The following is a 26,858-nucleotide window of genomic DNA, read 5'->3' on the forward strand; positions in this document are numbered from 1 at the left end:
TAGAAGTAAATGCTTTTCTTTAATCGTGACTTGACTAATTTATATTTTATTGCTCTAATTTCACTAATTATCCCCCATAATTATTGAAAAATATCATAGTAGTAAAATAATGCAAAATATTAGCGCATCTAGTCAGATGGGACATAATTCCGAAAATAACTACTCTCCATCTATACCTATTTCTGTATATAGAGAAGCTACTGCTGAACTACAAGCAACTCAAATTAAGCTAGAATCACTCAAAGTTCATAATGAACAGTTAATCCAGCAAAATCAAAAACTCAGAAGAGAATTTGAAAAAGTGATTCATTCTGCGACACAGCTACAAGAAATTATAAATTCTTCTGTGCTAGTAACTCAACCTCAAATGTCTTCTTTTCCCAACTCTGAACTTAAGGTAGATACTTTTAGAGATAACTCTTTTAATTCTGATTTTGAAGTAGATTCTCCTGAAACATCATCTTCCTCACCTTCTCTACCATTTACCGACTCTAAAAAAGCAGATCCAGATTTTCCAGAGTATCTATATACAGAAGAACCAGATATAAGTAGCTACAGCAAAACTTCTAATTCCACACAAGTATCTGACCTCAATGGAATTTGGTTAGTAGTTGCTATTTGTTTGATTGTAATTGCTGCATTTGGTGCTGGGTATTGGGTTGTTCGTCCAATTTTAAATCAGCGATAATGCTCCGCTTCGCTACTGGAATAACCAATACTCACCTAAGAAGTTACAGACTCAAATACATTATTATAATCCCACGGCTTTAGTCGTGGGGTTGTTAACTCAAACCAAGCATATATGTAATTTAGTTATTATTAATTTATATTGGTTGTTCATCCTCTTGCTAAACTCGTTTGTTTGACATACTCTACTTACTTCAGGGAGTTGATTTCTCCCAGACTCGTCAGGGATTACTGGATATTCAGACCGCTTAACTCTCTCTACTCGCGCAGTAGTTAACCAGAAGCGGGACTGTCCTCAGTCGTTCAGGTGGTTAGCCTCAGTTCTCGGATATCCGACCATAATGATTTTACCAGAAATAGAGTTTGATTAAATGGTTGGTACTTTGTTAGTTTCTCTAGCTGTTTTGACTGTGCCTTCGCCACCACAGGTTCTTAGTTTTGACCTTCTCGTACTCTTTGCCTCCAAATGATTTCTCTAGCCTACGAAGTAGAGGGTCAGGTACTAATCCAAGCTTAACACAAAGTCGCCCTGAAACGGCGAGGCTTTAAAGCCTGTTTTTCGGTAAAACTGTTAACATTACGATCTTTTGTAGAAGTATCTTGGACTCCCATCCCAGGGTCAAAACCGCGCTTTATCTCAGTCAATTTTATTTGTTTAGCTTGGAGAGCTGTTTCTAGAATCTCTACAGCTTTATGCGGATTTCCATGACCACAAAAGAATAAGTCAGCAGCAAAGTAACCTAACTCAGGCCATGTATGGATGGCAATATGAGACTCTGCTAGTGTTGCCGTCGCAGTAACTCCATGAGGACTAAACTGATGAACACATAAATCTATGAGGGTTGCTCCTCCTGCTGTAATTGCATCAATTAAAGAGCAACGGATACGTTCAGAATCGTTGAGCAGTTCTGCAGGGGACTGCCAGGCATCAACGACTAGATGGGTTCCCAATTGTTTCATTCTACGCGGTTATACCTCCACCCGATTAAAGTCTCAAATTTATTAGTTTATCACAAAACTTTTGTATTTTTGAATTATGAGTAATTCATGTAACCACTTTTGGAGAATTTAGCTTTTTAGCTAGACTTGCTCCATAAATCTAAATCTATATCTATTTTAACTCTATCTGTGAGTTGAACCATTTGGCATAATTGCTTCTTTTAAGCAAACGTCCTCAAGAGCAGAAAGATTTAAACTAGACCCAATCAAGTTAGCACCACACAGGCAAGCTTCTTTTAAATCAGCACCTTTGAGAGATACTAGCAATAAACCGGAACCGTAAAGATTAGCTTTCTGTAAATTAGCACCTCGCAAATCAGCTTCCAATAAATTTGCTCCTGAGAGATTGGCCGCTTTCAAGTTAGCACCTCTTAAGTTAGCTTTTTTCAAGTCAACAGCTCGCAGGTCTGCTTGTTCAAGATTAACACCATTGAGATTAGTATTGCTAAGATTTGCTCCTTGTAGATTAACCCCACTCAAATTTGCTCCACTTAGATTAGCATTGCTCAGGTTTGCTCCTTGTAAGTCTGCCTCAATTAAGTGAGCAGCGCAAAGGTTGGCCTCTACCAAAGTTGCTTCTATTAAATCTGCCTTGATTAATTTTGCACCACTGAGATTTCCTCGTTGTAGATAAACTCGAATTAGACTTGCCTGATTTAATATAGTGCCACTTAGATCTACCTCACTCATAATTGCCCGATTCAAAGTGGCCTTAGTTAAGTCTGCGCCACTGAGAATAGCACGACTGAGGGTAGCTCCTGTTAGGTTGGCTTCAATCAGTTTTGAGCCATTCAGTAAACAAGTTCCGACCATGCTAGTGCCAATCAGAATAGCTTCTGTTAAATCTGCTTCTGAAAAAATAGCCCCACTCAGAATTACTCCACTTAAATCGGCTTTAATAAGAGTGGTTTTAGTAAAGCTCGTAGCGCTCAAATTAGCTTCAATTAACTTAGCTTCAGAAAGATTAGCATTACTAAAATTTGCACCAACTAGATTAGCTCCAATTAGTTTAGTTTTAGCTAGGTAAGAATTTTTTAAACTAGCATTACTTAAATCACTTCGATTCAGGTTAGCTGCACCTAAATTCACTGCAACTAGGTTAGAACCTTGAAAATCTCTTTCTCCCTTTGAGTGTCTAATTAATAGTTCATTTGCACTTAAAAGCTCGCTGACATTCATAAAATAAATCTGTTAATTGATCTAGATTTTTGTTTATTTGCTTGATTTCCTGTTAATTGCCAAAAAAAGTTTATAAGGGTTAAAGGATTCTATATTTGGTTAAACTTTCAACAGAAATTATTTTTTGTTAATGCTAAACAAAGTTTGTCGGCGCAGCCCTCATCTGGGATGTCCTAGTGGTCTGTCAAAATATTATTGACGGGTTTTATCCCCCCTAACTACCCTTAAAAATGAGGGAATTAGAAAAAAGCTATGGACAGTATTAATTTTACAGACCACTAGTTTGAATAGGTTCATCAGTCTTGGATAATAGAACTTTACTCCATGACTAATTACTATTTGTTGTATTGATTGTATTGATCAAATTACAGGAGTTATTTGCTGGCATCCTTGTAGTCTAGAGACCCTTGTGTGGCTGCGGGTCTGTTCAGCTAGTGTCACCTCCCTGATAGTTCGTGGGACAACTAGATTGCAGGTTATTGTTATTATTAAGCTGCACAATAATTAAGCTATCAGGTTCGTCTGAAGCTGAACCTTGAGTATCTGATGTTTTTATACTGCATTTATTGCTTATATCTATTTGATCCATCAGTGCCTAATTTTTTTGAAATTGGCTGCTTCGTTAGTAAAAATGATAGCTGACAATTGACGATTAGACAAATTTTTGTTAGAGCAGTCTGAAATCTTTATACTTAAAAGATTTTAATTGACAAAAAGTTTTTTTTATGATATTGTAAAAAGAATTAGGGTTTGCTGAATAAAGTCTTTTTGATGGAGGAGGAGACAGGAGACAGGAGACAGGAGACAGGAGAAATGGAAATTTAGAGGAAGTTAGGAGTAAGAATTGTCCCTAAATTTTTCTGCCCAACTATGAGCCTAAAATACGCTCCTTTTTGAGCGTGAAGAGCTGAAAACCAAGTACTTTTTTCGCCCCCAAAAAGGCTAAAATCTTTATCTGTCAATGCTTTTAGATTTAATCAGCAAGCCCTAATTAAGAATTTAAAGTATGCCTGATATCAAGTCTAATTGAATAACCTCTATAAAGCTTGCTTCTTCAAATATAAATATATAGATACCTTATATACAACGTCTTTACGTCATAGTTAATGAATGTGACTCTATGGGGAGTTACACATTTCCCAGTTATCAATGCTATATATAGTGTGTTACTATAGTTTTTGTTTACTACATACAGTATTTTTGCGTAAGTTATATTAATATTAATCTTAATCTTAATTCTTGTCTTGTTTTCTATTCACTTAAAACTCCAAAACTCTCTACCTTATTTAAGTAGAAAATTGCTGTAAAAGAGTTGAGGCAGCAACAAATAGACAATAAAATTTGTTAAAAATCCACAAAAAGTGTTATTATAGAAGTTTTTCAGAATATTGTAGACGTGACTGCAAAAGTTGAGTTAGGGTTTCAATTAACTATGACAACACAAGTATTGCCGAAAGTAAATAGTCTTGGAGACTGGGCATCCTTAGCTTTTGAAAAGCATTTTCAGAAAACCCTCAGACACGAACCAGAGGTACTCAAAGATCAAGACCCAGAGGAACTACATCAAATGCGTGTGGGTATGCGTCGCTTGCGCTCTGCTGCTCAAGGTTTTAGGCCAGTTGTCACTTTGCCAAAAGCAGCTCAAGATCAAAAAATTGGTAAAATTGCTCGTTGTTTAGGGGGTTTAAGAGATTTAGATGTTCTTTTAGAAGCGCTTCAAAATCGCTATCAACCAAATTTACCTCCTCAAGAACAGGCAGAGTTAGAGAAGGTTATGCAGCAATTACGAAAACAACGTCGTCAAGCTTTTAAAAAAGTACGAGGAATACTTGGAAATAAGAATTATCTAATGTTGAAGCAGAAATTACAGGAATGGTTGGATAAGCCAATTTATACAGATATTTCTCGCCTGCCTATTCAAGAGGTATTACCAGATTTATTATTACCTGAAGTTAGTCAATTACTGCTTCATCCTGGCTGGTTGGTTGGTATTGAAACAGAGGATTTAGAAACAAGTGATAATCAGGATTTTTTACTACAAAAAACTAATTCCAAGCATCAAGTTGTCAAAATAAATAATGATGTTTCTTTTATAAGTATTAGCGATAAAGATGAGGAAAATCTACATAGTCTGCGTAAAGAAGTAAAGCGGGTTCGTTACCAGATGAGCTTGTTTACTGAATTTTATGGTCAGACTTATGAAGCTTATTTAAAAGATATGAAAGAAATTCAGGAATATCTGGGTGATATTCAAGATGGTGCTGTTTTAAGAGAATTTTTGGAAAAAGTTTTGCAATCTAAAATTGACAAAGTTCTTCCTACCTTAGAGAAGCAACTCCAACAAAATTGGCATCAAGCATGGCAAAAATGGCAGGTTTTGCAAAGACGATATCTTAATATTCAAGTTAGACAAAATTTCCGCTCTGAATTATTGCGACCTGCGATATAAATTCTGGTGTATTAGACTTCTTGTAGAGGTAAAAGAAAAAACAAAAAAAGAAGTGAATATTTAATTTTTACTTTTGCAAGAAGTTTATTTATCCAAAATTGGTAGTAGGTAAAGATTGAGTAAAAAGCAGAAAAGAAAATATGTATAGCAGTCGAAGCAAAGTTTAGGACATATTAAAAGCTTAAAACTCAGACAATGAAAGATTTTTCGCTCTTTCGGTCCTCTCCTAGATAGATAACTAAGCCCCTTCTTCCTTCTGCTATAAAATTTATCTCATCTAAAAAAAATGATGCTTGTTTATCCTGCCTTACTGAGTGGGATTGAATGATGATAAAAAAAGTTTAACCTATTACTAATCTTTTAATTACCTAATCTTTACTTTGTGAGGATAGTCTGAGTACTATGTATATAAAACCAGTATATGTAAACTGGAATGTATAAATATGGCTCAAACTTCTAGAGCAACTATAGAAACTAATAATTACAATACAAGTTCTGAACGTCATCTACACTTTTTTAATAAAGGAGAAACAATACCTTTAATGTCGCAAGGTGTCTGGCAAATTTGTCAAGGTTTAGTGCGACTCAGTACTCTTTATCCAGTAGGCGAAGAAGGTCTACTCGGATGGGTTGGACCTTCTATGTGCTTTGGTAGTTGTTTTTCCCACTTGCAGACTTATCGGGCAAATGCTTTGTCAGATGTTTGTCTAATGTGGTACACAATGATCGAGATAGAGGCTTCCCCAAAATTAGCCCAAGAATTGTTACCTCAATTAGGAAGACGATTTCGGCAAACAGAGGCCTTGTTAGCGATTGTTGGACAACGACGAGTAGAAGACCGTCTCCATCAGTTATTATTATTGTTGAAGCAAGAATTTGGCCAGCCAGTGACTGATGGTACTCGGTTGAGTATTCGCTTGACTCATCAAGATATTGCTGGTGCAATTTGTACAACGCGAGTAACTGTCACGAGAATTTTGGGAAAATTACAACAGCAAGGATGGCTCAGTAAAGATAAAGATCGTCATCTGATATTAAAAAATGAAGCTTTTGCATACTCATCAGATTTATTTGGATTTGTCAGTAACAATAATCACTAAACTTACTCTAATAAATTATAGCGCTAGGGAATAGGGAATAGGGAACAGGGAACAGGGAACAGGGAACAGAGAATAGCAAAATGTAAAAGGGTTTTAACATTGAAAAATGTCCTAACCAGTTCTTGTAGTGCTATATTAGGAATCTCCACAAATCAAAAATAAAATCAATTATCATATCATGTCCGAACGCAATTGTTTGTGTAAACCCAAGCATGAATATATGATTAAATTTAAGTTTTTTCTTGCTCTTAACTTTAGCCTTCCGGCCTCTTCCCTCTTCCTTCTTCCTTCTTCCTTACTTTAGCTATACAATACCGATGCTACCGGACATGATATCACACAGAAATTATCAATTATTTCCCCTCCTGGGAGGGGTTAGGGGTGGGTTCCCTACTGCTTACTGCCTCTTTTCTGGAGATATCTATTGCACATAGCGTTGTCTTCGTAAGCGACGTTCTTTCAAGATTAAAACATCTGCCTGATTTTCTTCTCTAGCTACTCTAACTAATAATCCAGCTAGCGACAAACTACCAATCATTGAACTACCGCCATAGCTAAACATTGGCAATGGTAAACCTGTAGTTGGCAGTATCCCAGTCGCAACACCTATATTTAAGAAAGACTGACCTACTAAAGCTATCATTACTCCAATGGCTACAAGTTGATGTGCCATTCTAGTAGCTTTTAAGGCAACTCTCAAAGCAATAATACTGTATATAGCTAATAATATTAACAGTAATAAGGCTCCCACAAAACCAAACTCTTCAGCATAAACAGAAAATATAAAGTCACTATATGGAATAGGAAGAAAATGTAGCTTTTGCTGAGATAAACCGAAACCGCTGCCCCAAATATCTCCAGAAGCGACTGCTAGTAAACTTTGAATTAACTGATAACCATCCCCCATTGAATCTGCCCAAGGATTTGTAAAAGAAAGAACTCGCCTCCTCTGATAATCATTAATGCTGACGCTAATGGTAGCTAAAAGAAATCCAGCTAAAGCAATACCTCCAAGATAAAAGTAAGGTAGTCCTGCAGCAAAGGCAATAAACCATAGAATCATACCGCATAAGGCGGTGGTACTTAAGTTTGGTTGCAGTAAGATGGATGCTAGGATTAGAGAAAAAGTACATAACCAAGTTATCCTCACTAACCAAGTCAAGCGATTCCATTTACTATACAAATGAGCTGCTTGCAGCACCAAAAAAGGTTTCATTAGTTCAGATGGTTGAATAACTACTGGGCCTAAAGATATCCAGCGAGTTGCACCATTAATTGTAGTTCCTATTCCTGGTACCAGGGTGAGAAATAGTAGAGTGAGTATTAAAATTATGCCTATTTTGGCAGTTTGCAGCATAGTAGATAAGCGGGTATAAACAATTATATTAAATCCGATCGTTCCTACTAAAGCCCATATTAACTGCCTTTTAAAAAAGTATAGACCATCTCCATATTCTGTTGCACCACTGGAATAGGAGGCGGAAAACAATACTACTAAACCGATAAATAACCAGAGGAATGTGAACCATCGCAATAGTCTAGCTTCTATAGTCCATGTTTGGACTTTGGGGTCGAAAAAGGGAATGAGATAACGTAAATCCATATTATTTTTGTTACGCTTTTGTTGCGTGTTAGGTGTTAGGTGGTAGGTAAATTTTTCTCATCTAAGGCGACAATCTTAATTAATTTACTGTTTATTTTGTGTCTAGAATTTTTTGATAAATGCGATCGCAGCGTTTGGTTTCTACACCAGTTGTTAAGTGATAACCGCTACTTTCATATAATTTAACAGCTTCTTGCAATACTGTTGCTGTTTCTATCCAAATTTCTTGAAATTTACATTCTATAATTTTGTTTTCTAATTCTTTTAATAAAAATTTTCCTAAACCTTGATTTCTGACTTCTGGCAATAAGTACATCTTTCTAATTTCGGCTGCTTTATTACCTCGTGAAATTGGATAATATGCGGCAGTGCCTAATATTTTTTCTTGTTTTTCTATTACCCAAAATTCTCCTCCTACATTTTGATAAAATTTTTCTACTTGTAAGACATCTCGATCTGCATCTTTGGGTTCCCAGTTTAAACCGTATTCTGCCAGAACAGAACTGATAATATTTGCTACTATTTGACGGTCATCTGGTTGCCAATTTCTAATTACAAAATCACGATAATATTTTTTCATAATTTAAGAAGGTTTTAGGTAGAAGGTTTTAGATGGTAGGTGGTAGGTTAAAGGTTTTATAGTAATCTTAAATGATTTGTCAAAAATCAAAGGATATATAAAAATTCTCAAACTTTTACCCCTGTTACCTGTTGCCTAAATTCAAAGATTTGTTTACCTGCAATTGAAATAGAATTCCTATAAGCAAATACCACATTGTTTATTTTTAATTTTCAAACAAATAATATCATGTCTGGTAGCATCGGTATTGTATAGCAAAGGTAAGGAAGAAGGAAGAGGGAAGAGGAAAGAAGAGAGAGGAAGGCTATTGAGCAAGAAAAAAATCTAAATTTCCTGTAGATATTCACCCTTAGGTTTACACAAACGATTGCGTTCGGACATGATATAAATTATCAAGATACACATTAGTAATCTTGATTGAACAAAGTAAAAAATAAATTACCACGCCACCTAATATTTAATACAATTTCTCAAAAATAATACTATATTTATGCCAGACTTTAATGATTAAGTAATTAGTAAAATTCAATAATTTTTTGAGAGATTATTAGCCAGTAGGTGTGTATTATTCTGATGTTTACTACTTCCCTACCTCTTTAGGTGCGTTAACGATAGTTATGCGAAGCTAACGGCCGTTCACCCTTTAAAGTCATATTCATATAAACACCCTCATAAGAGCTGAGAGCTGAGAGCTAAAAGCTGATAGCTAGTTAACTATGAATGCGTGGTTCGGGATGTAAATTGCTCAGAATTTCACTTTCAAATATTGCTAATTCCTCTAATCTTTCCTCTACTTTTTCTTGTTCAAAATAAGTTGTGGCTAAAATCCAATATATTCCATAATGTCTGGCTTCAGATGCCATTAAACTACGATAAAATTTTGCTAACTCTGGTTCTGGACAGTAATCTGCAAGTAATCCTAAACGTTCGTGACTTCGAGCTTCAATTAAACAGTAAACTAATAATAAATCTAACATTCTTTCAGGTTCATTCCGTCGCACTTTACTATTTAAAGCTGCTCCATAAGGAGGAGAATTTAGAGGAGCTAATGGAATATTACGGCGTTCTAACCATTGGTTTACTTGCTCAAAATGTTCTAATTCTTCTCTGGCAATAGCCGTTAATTTTTTGATAAGTTTCGTACTTGAAGGATAGCGAAACATTAAATTTAAAGCTACTCCTGCTGCTTTTCGTTCACAGTGAGAATGGTCTAATAATATAGTGTCTAGATTGGCGATCGCTTGTTCTATCCAAGCTTGTGAAGTTGGTTGTTTAATATATTTAATGGTTGGTGTTTTTGTTAGTTGCATATTTATTCCTTGTGTTCATTTTTATAACGTTCTTTTGCTGTTTTTTTAAGATTAGCTGCAAGGTCTGGATAATTTTCTAACACTTTTTTCAAGTCATCTTTTTCTAAAATAAATAATTCACAGTAAGTCAATGTGATGATTGATGAAGTACGTCGTTGTTCATATACTAGAGCAATTTATCCAAAAAATTTACATGCACCCATATTCCTGTATATAATACCAGTTTTTTCTGAGAATGCTTGTACTAAACCACGTTTAATAAAGTGCATTTCATAACCCCAATTTCCTTCTCGAACTATATATTCATTAGGTGGTAATATTTCATGCTTTAAAGCCATTACTATTTCTTCAAAAAAATCTGTAGTTGCTCCTCGAAAAATAGGCACTTTTTCAATTACTTCTTTGTGCAGTTCTAATGCTAATTTCATTCTTAAAGGTTCTGGTAATTCTTCGAGTATGTGGTAATCTCTAATATCGTGATTTTCAATCCATCTATATTGATAGTAATCTCTAATTTTTTGTTGTAACTTAGGGGAAATTTTGTTTTCTCGCATATAGGTTTGAATTTGCCCTAACTTTTCTCTATATCTGGCTTTTGTAGCATCTAGGTTAGAAATTAATGAAGATACATTGCCAACAATATAAGCATACATAGATATTCCTAAAAACATAACTACCAAGGTAAATATTATTTCAATTTCAGTAGTGGGAATAATATCTCCATATCCTACAGTAGTCAGAGTTGTAATTGCCCAATAAAGGGAATTAATATACTGAGTTCTTATACTTGCTGATTGTAGGGAATTTCTAATCAACCAAGAATTTTCAGCGTTAGGTTCCCAACTACCGATCATAAACCAGATACAAGCTACCCAATGAGTAATTAAAATAATTAGTATCACTAATTTATACATTCTAATCAAGGTAGGGTTAATATTTACATTAGTTTCCCATCTGTTAAAAATCCGATAAAATTGAGGTAGTCGAAATAAACGAGGGAATCTCAATAAAGCAATAATAAATAGTGATTTGGGTGCAAATATTCTGGCAATTAAATCTCCGGGAATACTAGCTACTAAATGTCTTGAAAAGAGTCGATTTCGATAACGTTGAGCGATATTTTTTTTGTCTTGAATATATTCTCCATACTCAAAGTAGCCAATATGAAATCGAATACATATATCAAGAATTAAAATTACATCTCCTATAATGTCTAATATAACCCAGAAACTATCAAATTTATTTTTAAAAGCAATTCTAAATGGAACTATTAAAGCATTATAAATAGTAATGAATACAATTAATACTTGCCAGGATCTAATAAATTTACTATCGGGATGAAGTGTGGGAATTTTCACTTTATTTTTGTTAAGTAATTATAGTAGGGAACAGTTCAATAATTAATAATTAATAATTAATAATTAACAATTACCTCTCCTTGAAAAGAAGAGGATTGACGCGGAGCGTGAAAATTTTTTCTTCTCTTGGTCGATTGGGTATGGCTCTGAAACCTAGCTATCTTACTCTTCGGGAAGCTACACAACGACAACTTTTTTTTCCTTTAAAGGAGAGGCTTTAAACTTTAATTATTCGGTAACAAGTAACAGTGGAAAGAATATTTCCCCGTTTAAGATTTATTATCTGCATAAGTCTTAACCAACCCATTCTTTTCTACAGTAAAATTAATCAGTAAAAAAGGCAATAGACAGAAGAGAGTAATACGGTATATGCATCAAACTCCCCACCAATTTATCAGCCACCAAATTTTTATGTTGCTGAAAATATTAACTAACTAGAATAAAATAATTTTTTATCTATTTTTATTATTTGTTTTGATTTCCAATAAATGGAATAAGTATCATAGTTTTCCGATTGTATTATACATATCTTGAGCAAATTTTTTCGGGTTCCATAATGGCGCTAAATTTTCTAGCTCTTTAGATTTAACTAATTTATCGACAAATTCCTGACGTAAATGAGGATTTTGACCTAATTTTACACCCCAATCAATATATTCATTCCATGACCATGCTACGCCGAATTTAATATCTAAACTTTGTAAAAAAGAATAACCCATTCTAGATAAAAATTGTTCTCCGGCAAGGGTGATAACTGGTAAATTAAACCATAAAGCTTCTAAGGTATGAGTACCACCATTATAAGGATAAGAATCAAGCATAATATCTGCTAAAGAATAGATGCTTCTATGTTCTTCTTCTGTGGGAAATCTTTCTATAAATTTAATCCGATGAATACTTACACCCTCAGCTTTACAAGCTTGATGATAAGCAGATTGAAATACTTCTATATCTCCTAATGCTTTATGAATTAAAATACTATTAGGAACTTGCTTCAAGATAGCAATTTGTGCTTTGACTAAATCTCGGTTAAATTTTCTCCCTGGTGCTAAACAAAGATAAACAATTTGGTCTAAACCTATCCTTTGAGACTTTCTTAAATTAGCTCTATTTGTTTCTATTCTTTGAAAACCAGAAGTTGCTACAAACGAATTTGGCATCCTCACTAATTTTTCTATATAGTATTTATCTCGGTCTTGAGGGTGAGTATATGAATCGCATAGAAAATAATTATTCTCAGATATATAAGGAGCATCAAACCCTAACCAAGATATACAAACAGGTGCAGGTTTATGATATAAAATCTCTGTATTAATTGGTAAACTCAAAGAATCTAAATCTATCAATATATCTATTTTATCTTGCTGAATTTCCGTAATAATTTCTCGGACATCGACGCTTCCTTGAGGATATTTTTTCGGTACATATAATTTAGTAACAGCTTGGCTAAATTTTTGAGTTTGGTCATCTGCTTTGAGACGTTCTGTTGGATATAAATATATTTCTGTATTTAATTTTCCTAACTCTCGGATAATATCAAGGCTACACCAACCGATAGAATGTCGATTAAAATGACTAGATATGAAGCCAAATTTTAATAGATGTTTATTGTCAAAATTAACAGGAGTAGAAAAATGATTATTTTGAGGCTTGAGGACAAATTGTGTATAAATTTTCGATACCGATCTGTAGAGGTCAGAGTTAACTTGAATATTATCTCTCAAGTAAGGAACGCTGAAAAGAAAATTTCCATATAAAGCCTTTATATCGACTACTTTTTTGACAATAGTCATATCCTCTTTCAATTTAGCTTCAAGGTCAAAAAATCTATCTTTAGCAATTTCATTTAAGCCAGATATTTGATAAGTGCTAATCAAATATATCCCAGTCATAATCGGATCTATTTCCCCACATTCCTGATAATAGTTAGTGACTGCTTCCCTGGCAACTACATAATTATTACCATCCCGAAGAATGCCACATAAATGTTGATGTGCTGTAGCATAATTAGGCTGAACTTCAATCGCTTTTTTCAGATATTTAATAGCCTCAGAAAACTTACCTTGACTTCTAAAAATTATGCCAATTTGACTATAAGCTTCTGCTAAATTTGGATTCAGTGTAATTGCCTTTTGCCAACTATCAATAGCTTCATCTAACTTTCCCTCTTCAGCTAACTTATATCCCTGACTTAAATTAACCTCAAACCCACCCAAATTAGGATTTAATTTTAAAGCTTTTTCTTCTGAGGCGATCGCTTCGTCTAACTTGCCCAGTTGCTGCCAAACTTTGGCCAAATTCCAATAAGCAACGGCCATATCTGGTCGTAATTGAATCGCCTTCCTGTAATAAGCGATCGCCTCATCCAGCTTTCCCTGACGAAAAAACATACTGCCCAGGTTAACATGAGCCTGGGATAACTCAGGATTAAGTTCTATGGCCCGATAATATAGATTAATTGCTTCCGAAATTTTACCTTGGGCTTGGATAATATTTGCTAGGGTGACATAAGTAGAGGCCCAATTCGGTTGTAGATTTAAAGACTGACGACAACAAGCGATCGCCTCTGATAAATGTCCCTGGGCATAATAAAGTTCTGCTTGTGCTGTTAATGCCTCAGAATTTGGAGTTTGTGAATGGGGAAGACTCGAAGAAATATTCATTGGAAAAAAAAGTCTATGCTATCTAATTAAAAGTTAAAATTTATCATATTTTGTACCTGAGTAGGACGAGAGAATATAGGTCTTTCCTCTAAGGTGCAATATTTGAGTTATCCTATGTTTAGTTTTGGGTAAAAATATTTGATATAGCGATCAGTTATCATCTAGAATCAAAACTTTTAACTGTAATGTTTTGAAGTTTCTTAGCTTTCTTAATCTGAATGCGTAGTGCTATAACTAATATGAAATAGGTTAATATTTGCTACAGATAATTTATCAATAGATAGAGAGATGGGGAAATAGGGAAAGTCATAAATAGCATAATTACTTGTATTTCATATCAACTTGCTGTTTTAATATTTCCCTCAATTTTCAGCCCTAAAGCTGATAATAAATGTAGTATTATTTTTGGTATTTAATATTCAATCAGGAAGATTTCAATGATAGGAAAAAATTACATCAACTTCAACCAAAAATTAAATTTCAATCTCAAATAATTCTGGAAATTATTTCATTAATTTTGGTATAGCATTCAGCATTCAGCTAGAGCCAAAAATTTTAACTGTAAAGACTCTTTCAATGATATAAAAAAAAATTGCATCAACTTCAGCCAAAAATTAAATTTCAATCTCAAATAATTCTGAGAATTATTTCATTAATTTTGATATAGCATTCAGCATTCAGCGATAGTCAAAACTTTTAACTGTAATGTTTTGAATTTTTTTAGCTTTCCTAATCTTAATGCGTCGTGCTATAACTAATATGAAATAGATCATCGTTCGAGAGATAGAGAGAGCTGGAAAGTCTTAAATAGCAGAATTACTTGTATTTCATATCAACTTGCTCTTTTACTATTTCCCTCAACCTTAATCCCCAAAGCTGATAATAAATGTAGTATTATTTTTGGTATTTAATATTAAATAAGGAAAATTTCAATGATTGGAAAAAATTTGCATCAACTTCAACCAAAAATTAAATTTAAACCTCAAATAATTTTGGGAATTATTTCATTAATTTTGACAGTAGGAATCCCGATTTTTATCGATCATAAAATTCCTGTTCAAGCACAAACAGAACAAAAATACGAAGAAAAATTATTTGAAACAGCTCTAGCTTTTACTCTATATTTTGAAGGTGGATTTAGTAATCATCCAGCAGATAAAGGTGGTCGAACTTACAAAGGAATTTTGCAAACTGAATATAATTCCTATAGACGAAGACGTGGTTTACCAACATTAGATGTTACACAAATGTCTGATACCGAACTGATGGAAATTTATCAAAGTTATTGGGATAATAGTAAGTCAGCTACAATGCATCCTGCTCTAGCTGTAGTTATGTTTGATACGGCAGTTAATTTTGGTATTAATAACTCAGTAACTTTTCTACAACAAGCTTTAGGATTACCACAAACAGGTATATTTGATGCTGTTACTAAGTCAGCATTAGCAGAAGGTAATAATCGAAATACAGCTCTTCAAATGATTAATGAAAGAATTATTTATCGTTATAAAAGAGTGCAGGAAGATTCGAGTCAGATGGCTTTTTTTCATGGTTGGTTAGCTCGTGATTATAGTTTGTGGGGCTATGTAGAAAAGCTCAAAGATCGTTGAATAAGGAAGAAGGAAGAAGGAAGAGGGAAGAAGGAAGAGGGAAGAGGGAAGAGGGAAGAGGGAAGAAGAAAGCAATATTGATATGCGGAATCTAATACCAATTTGATAAATGGTTGTTACAAATGATACAAGTAAGAAACGAAGAGGTAAATATTGAAAAAAAGGTAAAAAAGATAGATATAACTATCTCAAATTAACTGAAACAGCTATTTTGAAGCGTATCCGATAAATATCTACCTTTTTGTAGTATCCTTTTTTTTTATTGGTATTACACTATTTACTGGCAATAGAAATTATATTACTCCGAAGCCAACGGATTGAATATAATACCCCACCGTCTATACGGTGTTGACAATTGGTTTGGAATCCCCATCTACTTCTTCCTTCTTCCTTCTTCCTTCTTCAAGAATTTAAGGACACAGGAACATGATGATGAGTAGTATTATTACCATTACCACTATTATTATTATTTAATTTGACATAATGACTAATAAGCTGAGTCAGATGAATGAAAGTCTGAATATCAATTTGACGTGATAATAACATTTCTCGATACTTATTTTCTAAATTTTCCAGCTTATCCTTAACTTCTTCTGGGCATACTTCCGACATAGATTGCCATTCATCAATTAATGCTATGGTATTTTGAATATCTTTCTGATTTTGTTTTTCTTGCAAAATTCGGCATTCTTCTACAAACACCTTTGTCATTTCTTCTAACTTTTCATAAGCTTCTTTAGGTAAATCTCCTTCAATCAACATTGACCTATGTTGGTGCCTTAATTCTTCTACTTCTTTAAGAGCTTGAATTGGATTTTCTTCTAAATTTAAACTAATCTCACTGAGAGCTAAACGGCTATTTTTAATCATATTGAGACACTGTTTATGACGCCACATTCGCAATAAAAATCCGATGATACCTGTAGATATAACAATAATTATACCTGCCTGTAAATCTTGGTTTTCCTCTAAATAGCGCATCCAAACTTGTCTGGGGTCGCCTTGCTCAAATGCTTGCTGAGAACCAGGATGAAGATATACCAATCCACTCTGTAATAAAGAGCGAGCATTTCCGTTAGCAAGTTCTGGGTAAAATAATGAGTATTGTCGAGAAGATGAGATAATTGACCAAGTTAAAAGAGCAATTTTTTCTTTGCTGACATCAGGACGAGTTACTAAAGCAGCAGCAGTAGAAATGGTAGGTAAATCTTCCTTAGGTATTGGTGGTAGAGGAATATAACTACCTTTCGGCATGGTTGCACTTTGATATGATTCTGGAAATTGAATAGTTAAGTAGTTAATAAAGGCAGTTGATATCGGAACTAACCTGAGCAAGGGAGGTGTTGCTAACTCTGCTTGAATTTTTTTACTGCTTCCCACCGGACCAACATAGACGAAAGCATCTATTTCTTTCTGTTTCAGTTTATCCAATCCTTCTCTGATATCAATATCCGCTTCAATAATGTTTAGATTTGTGGCACTAAATAGTCGTCTAGCAGTGAAGTAAATACCGCTTTCCGGAGCGCCAAAAACGACTCGCTTTCCGTCAAGGTCGGTAAAAGTATTGATTTGTGAGTCAGATTGTGTAATTAGATGTAAATATTCATGGGCAAGAACAGCTATTGTTTGGACTTTGCCCATTTTCATTGCTTCACTGGCGACATCTAGTTGAACTAGGGCAAGGTCTGTTTCTCCATTGAGTAGACGTTTGAGGTTTTGTTGCGAACCGTAGGAATCATAATTATCATGGACGGTTATTTTCCCTACTTCACGAGCTGAAATTACTATTTGCCTGCCTATGTTTTCATAAGCACCTCCATTAGCACCAGTAGAAAGGGTTAGACTGTGGCGTTGAGTAGTGCAACTCGTTAATGCGATCGCCCATAAAAATATACCTCCTATTCCGATTAATTTACTAGGTAGTTTGCGATGAGGATATATAGCAGTTGATAATTTCGTAAATATATGCAATTTTTGATCTCCTTAAAAGGAAAAATTTTATGCCTAGAATAATGCGATGATTTATACTTAACTATTAATATGCGCGACTACTAATTTTTTAATCCAACTGTAATTGTATCATGCCCACTTAGAATTATCGGCCTAAAAATATCTCGTTTTTGGCTCAATAGAAGGAAAAAGGAAAAAGGAAGAACCAAAAAATCTTGCGTTGTCTGAGTTTTAAGCTTTTAATATATCCTAATCTTTCCTTCCACTGGTATCAAATAGGATGATCCATAGAACGTACCCACAAAGATTTATTGAATTTTGCTAAATAGACGAAAAAAAAGTAGGACTTTACATCCTACTTTAAAAATAGTGTCGCCGATGCGTGGGTATGACTTGACACTTATCCAAACTATTTAAGCTTCAGCAATTGCGACATTAGCTTCTTGAGTTACTGGATAAACGCTCACTTTTTTCCGACTTTTACCTTTTCTTTCAAAAGTCACCACACCCTCAATTAAAGCAAATAAAGTATAGTCAGTACCCACACCAACATTATTGCCTGCATGGAATTTACTACCACGTTGCCTGACAAGAATATTACCCGCTTTAACAACTTGACCGCCAAAACGTTTAACACCTAATCTCTGGGAATTAGAGTCGCGACCGTTACGAGTACTACCAGTACCTTTCTTATGAGCCATGATTTCCTCCAAATTTTATTATGTATAATAACTTCTTTACTTATTCTGCCTGATTTTCTGGTTTTTCTTCAGATACAGTTTCAACTTCTGCCGTAGTCTCGGAAACTTCCTCGCTAACAGTTTCTACTGACTCTGGAATTTCTGTAGCTTCAGTTGCCGTTTCTGTAACAGTTTCACTTGCTTCTGAAGTTACTGTTGTCGCTGAAGTTTGAGATTCTCCTGCTGCTAATATTTTGCCATTAATACTTATGGAGTCAATCATTAGACGAGTAAGTTCTTGGCGATGTCCCCTTTTTTTCCGAGTTTTCTTTTTAGGCCGCATTTTGTAGACAATAATTTTTTTGCCCCGCAAGTGTCTCATCACAGTGCCTTCTACAAGAGCGCCTTCTACAAGAGGTTGACCAATATGAACTTCTTCCTCATGTTGAACTAGAAGCACATTATCTAGAGAAACTTGATCTCCCTCTGCTGCTTGTAGAAGGTCAATATCGTAAAAGCGACCTGCTTCTACCCTCAGTTGTTTTCCACCTGTTTCAATAATTGCGTAACTCATTAAATTTGTGTTGATAGGTTTGCCGTACAGGTAGCTGGTTCTAACGCTAATACCTGAAAGTGGTATTGTAGTTAGTTAAAATGGGCAAATGCCTTGATTTATTTACCAGCTTTTATTATGTCTGAACCTGGTCCGAGCAGGATTTAGACACACAATCTCCAATTATCTCTGACAAACGTAATTTTTGTCAAGTAGCGGCTCATGGCTATTAGCTAGCGCATAACTACGTTAACGCCCCTACAATACAAATTGTATAATGATCTACGGAACTATATTACTCCGAAGCAAACAGATTTGATATTATATCAAATTCCCTCGGGTTCGGTATAAAAAAATGTCCCAATCGATGCGCCATTGTCAAATCTTTCTCGATATTCTCCTCCTGGGAGGGGTTAGGGGTGAATCCCCCTGTTGCCTGTTGCCTGTTGCCTGTTGCCTGTTGCCTCCCATGTTAAAATCAATAACCACCACCGCTCAATATATCTCCAACAGCTTTACCTTCTAGTATACTAACCGCCCCTTCTAATAGCTTATCTTCGATATATGGTTTGGTAAAGTAACCCTTTGCACCCAACTCAAATGCCATTTCCATGTGTTTTTTTGCTCCACGAGATGTCAACATCGCCACAGGTAAAGTATTCAAATGAGAATCTTTTTGCATCCGAGATAATAACTCGAAACCATCCATCCGAGGCATTTCAATATCACAAAATACCAAATCACACGGTAAACCTGCACGCATTTTTTCCCAGGCATCCTTACCATCCCTTGCTTGTTCAACTCGATAACCAGCTTTACTAAATGTCATTGATAACAATTCACGCACCGTAATTGAGTCATCAACAATTAATACTGTTAACTCACTCTTTTGCTGTACAGGTAAAGATGCCTCATCTTCTTCGCTAGACGACCACATATTACCCTCATCTCGACGTAGTCTTCCTGTTGCCAAGTTAATTAGTTCAATAACATCCGCGATCGCGACAATATTACCATCCCCTAAAACTGTTGCTCCAGCAATACCGATAGGTTTAGGTATCGGACCCTCTAATTGTTTAATTACAATTTCCTTCTGTTGTTCTAAAACTTGATCGACTTGCACCGCCAAAAATATGCCAGCAGAAGCAGAGCGCAAAACAACAATTGAAATCATATCTTCCTCGGCATTAATACCATACACATTACCGCGACGGAGATGACGATTATAAACAAGCAGCTCTCGTAAGTGACGGAAAGGCAACTTTGATCCACGCCATTCTATATAGTATTGCCCATTTTCTTCTGCTTTAACTTCCTCCTTAGACACTTTAATCATATCCTCTACCCCATCCATCGGAAAAGCAATCCAAGAGCGATCGCTAATACAACATAATGCTTTTGAGATACTCAAAGTCAGAGGTAAGCGAATTGTAAATATTGTACCCTTACCAATAGTAGAGTCAATAGAAATAGTACCTCGAATTTCGGTTAAATTAGTTTTCACCACATCTAACCCAACTCCACGACCTGAAAAATTATCAGCCTTATCTTTTGTACTAAAACCCGGATGAAAGAGCAAATCATAAACATCAATGTTAGACATCCCTTTAGCTTGTTGTTGAGTAATTAGACCTTTTTCTATCGCTTTCTTCTTGACTTTTTCGGCATTAATTCCCGCTCCATTATCTGCCACCGAAATCACCGTTTGATTACCTTGGTGAAAAGCACGAATTGTGATTTTACCTTGACGAGACTTACCTGCTGCTAGACGTTGTTGAGGTGTTTCAACTCCATGAGTTATGGCATTATTAATTAGATGCTTCATTGGGTCAGAAAGCTTATCCTGAATCATTTTATCAATTAAGGTCTCTTTCCCTTCTACCTGTAAACTCACCTCTTTGCCACATTCCATTGAAATGTCTCGCACCGCACGAGGTAATAGTTGTACCGTCTGAGAAAAGGGTATCATTCTCGACCTAGTTAACCCTTCTTGTAATTGAGTTGTCACTTGTCGTAGCTGACGGGTTACTTGTTCTGCGTCATCAACCAGAAATTCAATGTCAGAAGAAGACTCTCGTACTCGGACTATATATTCTATGGTTTCCTGAGCCAATAAATGGAAAGGGGTGAAGTTTTCCACCCGGTCAAGATCGAGAGAGTCTTTAAACCCTTTTTGTGCTACTTTTACCACCGTACTTTCGGGCATTGTCGTAGTAGAATGATGTCCTTGACGATTGTCCCAAATTGCTCTTTCTAAAAGTGTTTTTTCATACAAGTCGTGCATTCGTTGTCCAGCATCACTGAGTAGCATTACCTGATGGAGCAGGTTATCTAGAAACTGGCGCATTCGTTCTTGACCTTGTTCTAAACTATTACGATTGACTACTAGTTCACCTACTAAGTTACTGAGATTATCTAGTTGCTTTGCAGGTACTTTGACTGTTTGTTCTGGAGGGCGTCTATTTCGGCGAGGAGTATTAGCAGTAGAAACCCCACTAGATTTATAAGTATCTATATTAGGAGTTTCTAATAATTTATCTAGGTCACTAAAGGGATCTTCTTCTGGTAGTTTTTTTGTGATACTGGCAGCTTCATGGATAGGAGGAGTTTTTTCTACAACTGCTATATTTGATTTGAGTTTTGAATTAATTCCTGTACCATTTAATAGTTTTTCTAGTTGTACAAAAATATTATTATTATCTAATTTTTCTCCATTTAGTATTGCTTCTAATTCAATAAATTCATATTCTTCTGATTCTATTTGATTTTTAGCTGTTAATTGTTGATTTTTTTCTGACTCTAGAGAAGTTGTTTCACTCACTACATCTTCTAACAACTTATTTAAGTCTACCGTTTCATCTACAGTTTCATGGTTTTCTACGGTAGGCCACAAATCTTCTATATTTACTGAAATTTCTGAATTTTCTTGAGGTTCATTATCGCTCTCAATTAAATTATCTAATGATTCATTAGAATCTAAGTTAATAAAATCTAGGTTTGGATCGTCGAATAAACTATTCAAATCATTGTTATCATCTTCCCAGTTTATCTGCTCCACATTGATTGATTTTTGTGAGTCTGACAAATCTACATCTTCTCGATCAAATCCTTTGGAAAAACTGGATGTCAAATCATCTGATTCTATTTGATTTTCTTGTTGTTCATTTACTGTGTCTAAATCTTCAAACAGTGCTTCTAAATCGGCTACTTTTGAGTTTAAATCATTTTTGGTTTGAATTTGGCTTTGATTATTTTCTACTTTTACATCATTTTTAATTTTTTTCCCTTCATCTTGGATTCCCAATAAATCACTAAAATCTTCATCTACCTGATATTTTTGGTTTATTTTTTTAGAAATTGATTTGATATTTTTTTGCAGATTATTTTTGGGTAAATCCACTTGTAAATCCCTGTCATTTTCATAGTTTTTTATATCTTCTAACTCTGTTAAATCTCCCTGATTTATAGCATTGAATAGGTCATCCAAATATTCTGTATGTTTTGCTTCACTATTATCTAGTTGTAAGTTAGTATTTTGCTTGTTAACATTACTTTTTTTTTGTAGTGTATTTTCTTTAGTGTTATTAAACAAATCTGACAAATCTTCCTCTACTGGAGTTAAAAAATTAGATTCATTATGATTTTTAATTTTGGATGATTGTACAACTTCATTAACATCAAATAATAAGTCAGACAAATCACTAGAATCATCCCTCTCAATTTCAGATATTTTTAACTCCCCTCCTTCCACATTACCTTGATCTAGTATTTCTTCTTCTTCCCAACTATAATCTAGTTCTGGTGTTTCTCCTTCAAATAAATCTGCTAAACTATTTAGTTCTGTTACTCCAACTTCTGGTCCTTGCCTTACTCCTTGTTTCTCTCCTATTAAGTCATAGTTATTATCATCTATATCCGTAGCTTCTAAGCTATTAAACCAGTTATTTATAGAGTCTCTTTTTTTAGTTAATATATCATTTTTGTTGTTTATTCTATCATTAATGTTAGTTTGGTCTTGTTGATTGTTTGTTTCATTTAACATATCTATTTCACCTATATTTTTGTTGAGATATTCTGCGTTTTTCGTTAAAGCTTTTAAATTTTTATCTATCACTATTTCTTGCTCTCGATTATCTATAATTAATTCTTCAGCTTGTTTCAAATTTTTAATTATGTTATGAGCAAGAGTATAGTATGTATTTTCCGTGTTAGCGATAGCTTTTTTAATCGCCTCTATTAATTTTAACCAATTTGATGAAACATGTTCTTGTCTGCCCTGACCTGCTAAAAAATCACATATATTTTTCAATTTATTCCTTGTACTGGCATCATCATTTTGCTTGAATAAAAGCAACATTTCTCGCATTTTTTCTGAGACTTCTGCCATAAAAAAACTTTGTTTGTCAACATTTAATTCTGGTATTTTTCCTATAGTTATTCCGTGAGTTTCTCCTGCTAAATCATCTAGATGTTCTTCTAACTCTTGAAATACCGGCTCTAATTTTTCTAGTTTAGTTTTTTCTTCCTTTTCTGTTAAAACAGAGTTGGAAAGTTGTTCTAATAAGTCTTGTAAAGTATCTAAAACACTTAAATATAAAGATTCTAATTTATTATCTACTTTAATGGAAGTTTCTCTCAGGATTTTAAAACTATCTTCTAATCTATGAGCAATATTTCGTACACTATTAATTTCTAACATAGCAGCCCCACCTTTAACAGAATGAGCCGCTCTAAATAATTCGTTTAATAGTTCTCGATCTGCTATAGTATTTGGTAAGTTTAATATTCCATGTTCTATAGTATTGAAGTGGTCTTTTGCCTCCTCAATAAAATAGCCCATAATTTTTTGTGTTTGTTCTGTTTGCATATTTTTTATAATTCTGGATTCAACGGGATATTTTTTCAACTACTAACTTTTGTTTTGCATCGATTGAAAAATATGCTGATAATTTATTTGTTCACATACGTTCATTAATATTTTGACTTTATTGATCTGCTGGATCTACTCGGAAACGTTCTACTGAAGTCAATAAATCTCGAGCAATACCCACTAAATTTTGTAGCGAGCTATAAACTCGTTGAGATTCTTGAGAAGTTTCTTGAGCTGTCAATTCTACTGCCTGCATCACCTTTGATACTGATTGAGCCACTTCATTTTGTTCTACTGTATCTGCAGCAATAGAACGTACTAACACATCAATTCTTGTTGTAACTTGAACAATATCTTCCAGAGACTGCTTTGCTTCCTCTGCCAACTCCGTTCCTTTAATAACATGCTGAGTTGCTTCTTCCATTCCAGTCATCACCCCTCCTGTTTCAGTTTGAATTTGCATCACTGTGTGTTCTATATTCTTAGATTCTTTAGCTGATTTATCTGCTAACTGTCTGACTTCATCTGCTACTACTGCAAATCCTTTGCCTGCTTCTCCTGCCCTAGCTGCTTCAATACTGGCATTCAATGCCAACAGGTTTGTGCGAGAGGCAATACTAGAAATTGAACCTACAATCTTAGAGATTTCCTGGGTAAACTCTGATAAACGCTTCACTCTTCGAGTTGCATCTGCCACACCTTCTCTGATTTGCAAAATACCAGCTACGGTACGGTCTACTGTCTCCCCTCCTTTCAATGCTAAAGCTGCTGCAGACCTTGCTACATCTTCAGTTTCGCGAGCGTTTTCAGCCACCCTTTGAATAGCATCGGTCATTACTTGCACAGACTGTAGAGTCGCTGCCAACTCTTCTGCTTGTCGCAAAGCATCTGTAGATAAACCTTGAGCAAAAGTCGCACTATCCATAGAACCCCTACTCACTTTTTGAGCAGCTTCTTTTACCTGATGTACAATTTCCCGCAAATTTTGAATTGTTAAATTAAACGAATCTGCTACTGCTCCCAACACATCAGCTGTAACTTCTGCACTAACAGTTAAATCTCCACGAGCTGCTCCTTCTACATCATCTAGTAAACGAATCACCTGCCTTTGTAAGTCTTCTTTGGCTTGTTCATTTTCTTCTGCCTTCCTTTGAGCATCGGTGTAAGTTGCCTGAATAACCTTAGCCATGTGGTTAAACTTGGCAGCAAGTTTGCCAAATTCATCTTCTGAATAAACTGTTGCTCTAGCTTTTAAGTTGCCGTCAGCAATAATATCGAATTGAGTATGTAAATCTTTGTTAGCTCTTTCTATTTGCTTTGTTGTGAGACTACCAAGACCATAAGCAGTTAAAAAGCTACTGATTCCTGCGATACCTGTCATAATCCAACCAGTGCCACGCAAATAAGAAATTACTTCTGTTTTTTGTTCTTGATACGCTCTGTAGGAAACAACATTACTGACAAAAGCTACTACAATTAAGGATACTAGTCCTGTTCCTATGGCTGTGTATAGTTGTTTTGTAGATAGTGAAGCATTTTCCCAGAATGCCAACCCACCTTGTTCAACCATTACAGTTGTATCTACTGCCTCTCCTTTAATTTTACTGAAGGTTGGGAGTTGATTATCTATTGGGATAGTTTCTTCATTATCAATTGCGCTACGATCAGTTCTGTTGTCAAACAAGGCTCCTGTTGTACCACCTACCACCATTCCTGTGTCCATTGCTTCTATATTATTAGATGCTGCAGTACTCATATCGGGAGCTGTCATATCGGTCGGCATTTCCATCTCATCAGTTAGAGACTCATACTCTTCAAAATCACCAAATTCATCATCTTCTAGAAAACCATTTGCTTTTCTACCTTTAGTATTTCCTTCTTCATCTATATCAAAAGCTTCGCTGAATCCTGCTTCATCAAATTCATTGATCTCAAAACTATCCAGTTTTTCTGTTACTCCTGTACCTACATCTTCTATATTATTCCATTGATTATATAATCCGTCTTCTAATTCATCTATTCCATCACTTATTTCACTTATTTCACTTATTCCACTTATTTCACTAATATCTTCAGTTTCTTCCCATCCGAAACTATTATTATTTCCCGTCAACAAAGTAGCTTTATCTAAACTTGAAAAATTATGGTTATGGTTTTTATCTTCCGTTTCTGGAGTTATTCGTAAATGAGAATTACTGCTTTTTATGTTATTTGTTTCTCCAGTAATCATCCCTTCTGAATTATCTAAAATTTCATCTATTACGTTCTCAAAATCATCATTAAGTTCATCTAAGTCTAAGTCTTCTATTCGATGATCTATTTCTAAATCTGAATAATTTTTTATATCTTCATACTTTGTTCTGTCATCTTCTGCTATTTCTTCTTGCTGCTTTTTCCAAATTTCATCTAAGTCTTCATTCAAAGTAAACTCTGAGATTTTTTCAGATATATTTTCTCGGCCATCACTACTATTTAAAACAGCATCATTTAGCAAATTTTTGGTTTCTTTATTATTTTCTATAGGTAACTGATATTCTAATTCTTGGTCATTTTCACCAAAAGGTTCTTCATATTTTGTGAAATCAGATAACTCTTCTACATATTCATCTTTTTGATTAGTAAGATTACTATTTGTACTAAAAGGGTTATTTTCTTCATCTGTCAGTTCCAAATCATCTATATCTTCCAAATATAATTTATCAAATTGATTAAAGTCAAAATTTTCTGTTATTAATTCATCGTTATTTTCATCCAGAAATAGTTCTTTTTCCGTAATATTTTCCAAGTCTTTTGCATCTAATTCTAGGCTGTTTTTATCCAGAAATAATTCTTTGTTTGCTATAGATTTTTGAGAGTTATAAATCTCTTCTTCCATAGCCACTTCATCCAGATTTTTATCAAAGTTAATATCTTCTATAAATTCTTCTGATTCACTAGTAGTGGGATTATTTGTAATAAATCCTTTACTATCACTTATACCTTGTTGAGCATAGCTAATAAAATCTGGGTCGTCAGTTAGGTCTAATACCGAATGATATTGCTCTGTTGCCACATCATATTGATGGAGTCCATAACAATATATATGACCACAAAGAAGACGAGCACTAGGGTCTTCTGGATAATCCTGAATTAAGTTATAAACTAAAGCTGCTGCTTCTTCATAATTACCCTGACTGTAGGCATCTTCTACTTTTTGATAATCTTGTAAAAAGTCTGTGCTGGATGATGTCATGCTGTCCCTCTCTCAATATAATTTTATTATTTTTT

At 34.6% G+C, this 26,858-nt stretch carries 17 protein-coding genes and 1 pseudogene; 4 read left to right on the forward strand and 14 right to left on the reverse strand.

Going from position 1 to position 26,858, the window contains the following annotated elements; genetic code table 11:
- Nucleotides 1-109 precede the first annotated feature (109 nt).
- On the forward strand, nucleotides 110-688 hold the full coding sequence (locus F6K27_RS07885) for a hypothetical protein (RefSeq protein WP_124147073.1): 579 nt from the start codon (nucleotides 110-112) through the stop codon (nucleotides 686-688).
- A 512-nt stretch (nucleotides 689-1,200) separates the two neighbouring features.
- Here the strand turns inward: F6K27_RS07885 and speD are convergent.
- The 3 genes from speD to F6K27_RS07900 form a co-directional block, all read right to left on the reverse strand.
- Nucleotides 1,201-1,647: an adenosylmethionine decarboxylase gene (gene speD, locus F6K27_RS07890; RefSeq protein ID WP_124147074.1), complete on the reverse strand. Its 447-nt coding sequence runs from the start codon at nucleotides 1,645-1,647 to the stop codon at nucleotides 1,201-1,203.
- A gap of 162 nt (nucleotides 1,648-1,809) precedes the next feature.
- The gene (locus F6K27_RS07895; protein WP_287274938.1) at nucleotides 1,810-2,865 is read right to left on the reverse strand and encodes a pentapeptide repeat-containing protein; all 1,056 of its coding nucleotides are present in this window, start codon (nucleotides 2,863-2,865) and stop codon (nucleotides 1,810-1,812) included.
- A gap of 821 nt (nucleotides 2,866-3,686) precedes the next feature.
- Nucleotides 3,687-3,827, reverse strand: coding sequence for a hypothetical protein (locus tag F6K27_RS07900; RefSeq protein WP_287274940.1), 141 nt, complete (start codon nucleotides 3,825-3,827; stop codon nucleotides 3,687-3,689).
- 470 nt (nucleotides 3,828-4,297) lie between these two features.
- Between F6K27_RS07900 and F6K27_RS07905 the strand changes: the two genes are divergently transcribed.
- Nucleotides 4,298-5,314, forward strand: a complete 1,017-nt coding sequence (locus tag F6K27_RS07905) for a CHAD domain-containing protein (RefSeq protein WP_287274941.1) — start codon at nucleotides 4,298-4,300, stop codon at nucleotides 5,312-5,314.
- Nucleotides 5,315-5,757: 443 nt separating this feature from the next.
- A complete protein-coding gene (locus tag F6K27_RS07910; protein WP_287274943.1) occupies nucleotides 5,758-6,414 on the forward strand; it encodes a Crp/Fnr family transcriptional regulator in 657 nt (218 codons plus the stop codon).
- A 421-nt stretch (nucleotides 6,415-6,835) separates the two neighbouring features.
- Here F6K27_RS07910 and F6K27_RS07915 read toward each other — a convergent pair whose 3' ends face one another.
- The 6 genes from F6K27_RS07915 to F6K27_RS07940 all read right to left on the reverse strand — a co-directional run bounded on the left by F6K27_RS07915 (nucleotide 6,836) and on the right by F6K27_RS07940 (nucleotide 13,928).
- Nucleotides 6,836-8,017, reverse strand: a complete 1,182-nt coding sequence (locus tag F6K27_RS07915; RefSeq protein WP_287274945.1) for an FtsW/RodA/SpoVE family cell cycle protein — start codon at nucleotides 8,015-8,017, stop codon at nucleotides 6,836-6,838.
- A gap of 91 nt (nucleotides 8,018-8,108) precedes the next feature.
- Entirely contained in the window at nucleotides 8,109-8,597 is a 489-nt protein-coding gene (locus F6K27_RS07920; protein WP_287241229.1) for a GNAT family N-acetyltransferase, read from the reverse strand.
- Nucleotides 8,598-9,307: 710 nt separating this feature from the next.
- Nucleotides 9,308-9,907, reverse strand: coding sequence for a tRNA-(ms[2]io[6]A)-hydroxylase (locus F6K27_RS07925; protein ID WP_124143455.1), 600 nt, complete (start codon nucleotides 9,905-9,907; stop codon nucleotides 9,308-9,310).
- Nucleotides 9,908-9,909: 2 nt separating this feature from the next.
- Nucleotides 9,910-10,038, reverse strand: coding sequence for a hypothetical protein (locus F6K27_RS07930; RefSeq protein ID WP_287274947.1), 129 nt, complete (start codon nucleotides 10,036-10,038; stop codon nucleotides 9,910-9,912).
- A 45-nt stretch (nucleotides 10,039-10,083) separates the two neighbouring features.
- Nucleotides 10,084-11,265 carry a cyclic nucleotide-gated ion channel gene (locus F6K27_RS07935; protein WP_287274949.1) on the reverse strand — a complete coding sequence of 394 codons (1,182 nt, stop codon included), beginning with the start codon at nucleotides 11,263-11,265 and terminating at the stop codon, nucleotides 10,084-10,086.
- A gap of 500 nt (nucleotides 11,266-11,765) precedes the next feature.
- A complete protein-coding gene (locus tag F6K27_RS07940; protein WP_287274950.1) occupies nucleotides 11,766-13,928 on the reverse strand; it encodes a tetratricopeptide repeat protein in 2,163 nt (720 codons plus the stop codon).
- A 932-nt stretch (nucleotides 13,929-14,860) separates the two neighbouring features.
- On the opposite strand from F6K27_RS07940, the gene F6K27_RS07945 reads away from it, so the two are divergent.
- Nucleotides 14,861-15,538 (forward strand): glycoside hydrolase family 108 protein, encoded by a 678-nt coding sequence (locus F6K27_RS07945; protein WP_287274952.1) that lies wholly within the window; start codon nucleotides 14,861-14,863, stop codon nucleotides 15,536-15,538.
- 402 nt (nucleotides 15,539-15,940) lie between these two features.
- Here F6K27_RS07945 and F6K27_RS07950 read toward each other — a convergent pair whose 3' ends face one another.
- The 5 genes and pseudogenes from F6K27_RS07950 to F6K27_RS07970 all read right to left on the reverse strand — a co-directional run bounded on the left by F6K27_RS07950 (nucleotide 15,941) and on the right by F6K27_RS07970 (nucleotide 26,823).
- A complete protein-coding gene (locus F6K27_RS07950) occupies nucleotides 15,941-17,509 on the reverse strand; it encodes a TAXI family TRAP transporter solute-binding subunit (RefSeq protein ID WP_287274954.1) in 1,569 nt (522 codons plus the stop codon).
- 392 nt (nucleotides 17,510-17,901) lie between these two features.
- On the reverse strand, nucleotides 17,902-18,189 hold the full coding sequence (gene rpmA, locus F6K27_RS07955; RefSeq protein ID WP_124143459.1) for a 50S ribosomal protein L27: 288 nt from the start codon (nucleotides 18,187-18,189) through the stop codon (nucleotides 17,902-17,904).
- Between the two features lie 163 nt (nucleotides 18,190-18,352).
- Nucleotides 18,353-18,742: pseudogene (rplU, locus tag F6K27_RS07960) on the reverse strand (50S ribosomal protein L21); the annotation flags it as partial.
- A 457-nt stretch (nucleotides 18,743-19,199) separates the two neighbouring features.
- Nucleotides 19,200-23,588 (reverse strand): response regulator, encoded by a 4,389-nt coding sequence (locus tag F6K27_RS07965; RefSeq protein WP_287274956.1) that lies wholly within the window; start codon nucleotides 23,586-23,588, stop codon nucleotides 19,200-19,202.
- A gap of 118 nt (nucleotides 23,589-23,706) precedes the next feature.
- Nucleotides 23,707-26,823 carry a methyl-accepting chemotaxis protein gene (locus F6K27_RS07970; protein ID WP_287274957.1) on the reverse strand — a complete coding sequence of 1,039 codons (3,117 nt, stop codon included), beginning with the start codon at nucleotides 26,821-26,823 and terminating at the stop codon, nucleotides 23,707-23,709.
- Nucleotides 26,824-26,858 lie beyond the last annotated feature (35 nt).

The sequence above is a fragment of the Okeania sp. SIO2F5 genome (genome assembly GCF_010692685.1).
Classification (GTDB): Bacteria; Cyanobacteriota; Cyanobacteriia; order Cyanobacteriales; family Microcoleaceae; genus Okeania; species Okeania hirsuta.

Excerpts from the sequence above, each read along its gene's own strand:
- F6K27_RS07905 (WP_287274941.1), top strand. The coding sequence starts at position 4,298 with ATGACAACACAAGTATTGCCGAAAGTAAATAGTCTTGGAGACTGGGCA.
- F6K27_RS07910 (WP_287274943.1), top strand. The coding sequence starts at position 5,758 with ATGGCTCAAACTTCTAGAGCAACTATAGAAACTAATAATTACAATACA.
- F6K27_RS07940 (WP_287274950.1), bottom strand. The coding sequence starts at position 13,928 with ATGAATATTTCTTCGAGTCTTCCCCATTCACAAACTCCAAATTCTGAG.
- F6K27_RS07965 (WP_287274956.1), bottom strand. The coding sequence starts at position 23,588 with ATGCAAACAGAACAAACACAAAAAATTATGGGCTATTTTATTGAGGAG.
- F6K27_RS07915 (WP_287274945.1), bottom strand. The coding sequence starts at position 8,017 with ATGGATTTACGTTATCTCATTCCCTTTTTCGACCCCAAAGTCCAAACA.
- F6K27_RS07925 (WP_124143455.1), bottom strand. The coding sequence starts at position 9,907 with ATGCAACTAACAAAAACACCAACCATTAAATATATTAAACAACCAACT.
- speD (WP_124147074.1), bottom strand. The coding sequence starts at position 1,647 with ATGAAACAATTGGGAACCCATCTAGTCGTTGATGCCTGGCAGTCCCCT.
- F6K27_RS07895 (WP_287274938.1), bottom strand. The coding sequence starts at position 2,865 with ATGAATGTCAGCGAGCTTTTAAGTGCAAATGAACTATTAATTAGACAC.
- F6K27_RS07970 (WP_287274957.1), bottom strand. The coding sequence starts at position 26,823 with ATGACATCATCCAGCACAGACTTTTTACAAGATTATCAAAAAGTAGAA.
- F6K27_RS07920 (WP_287241229.1), bottom strand. The coding sequence starts at position 8,597 with ATGAAAAAATATTATCGTGATTTTGTAATTAGAAATTGGCAACCAGAT.
- F6K27_RS07885 (WP_124147073.1), top strand. The coding sequence starts at position 110 with ATGCAAAATATTAGCGCATCTAGTCAGATGGGACATAATTCCGAAAAT.
- rpmA (WP_124143459.1), bottom strand. The coding sequence starts at position 18,189 with ATGGCTCATAAGAAAGGTACTGGTAGTACTCGTAACGGTCGCGACTCT.
- F6K27_RS07945 (WP_287274952.1), top strand. The coding sequence starts at position 14,861 with ATGATTGGAAAAAATTTGCATCAACTTCAACCAAAAATTAAATTTAAA.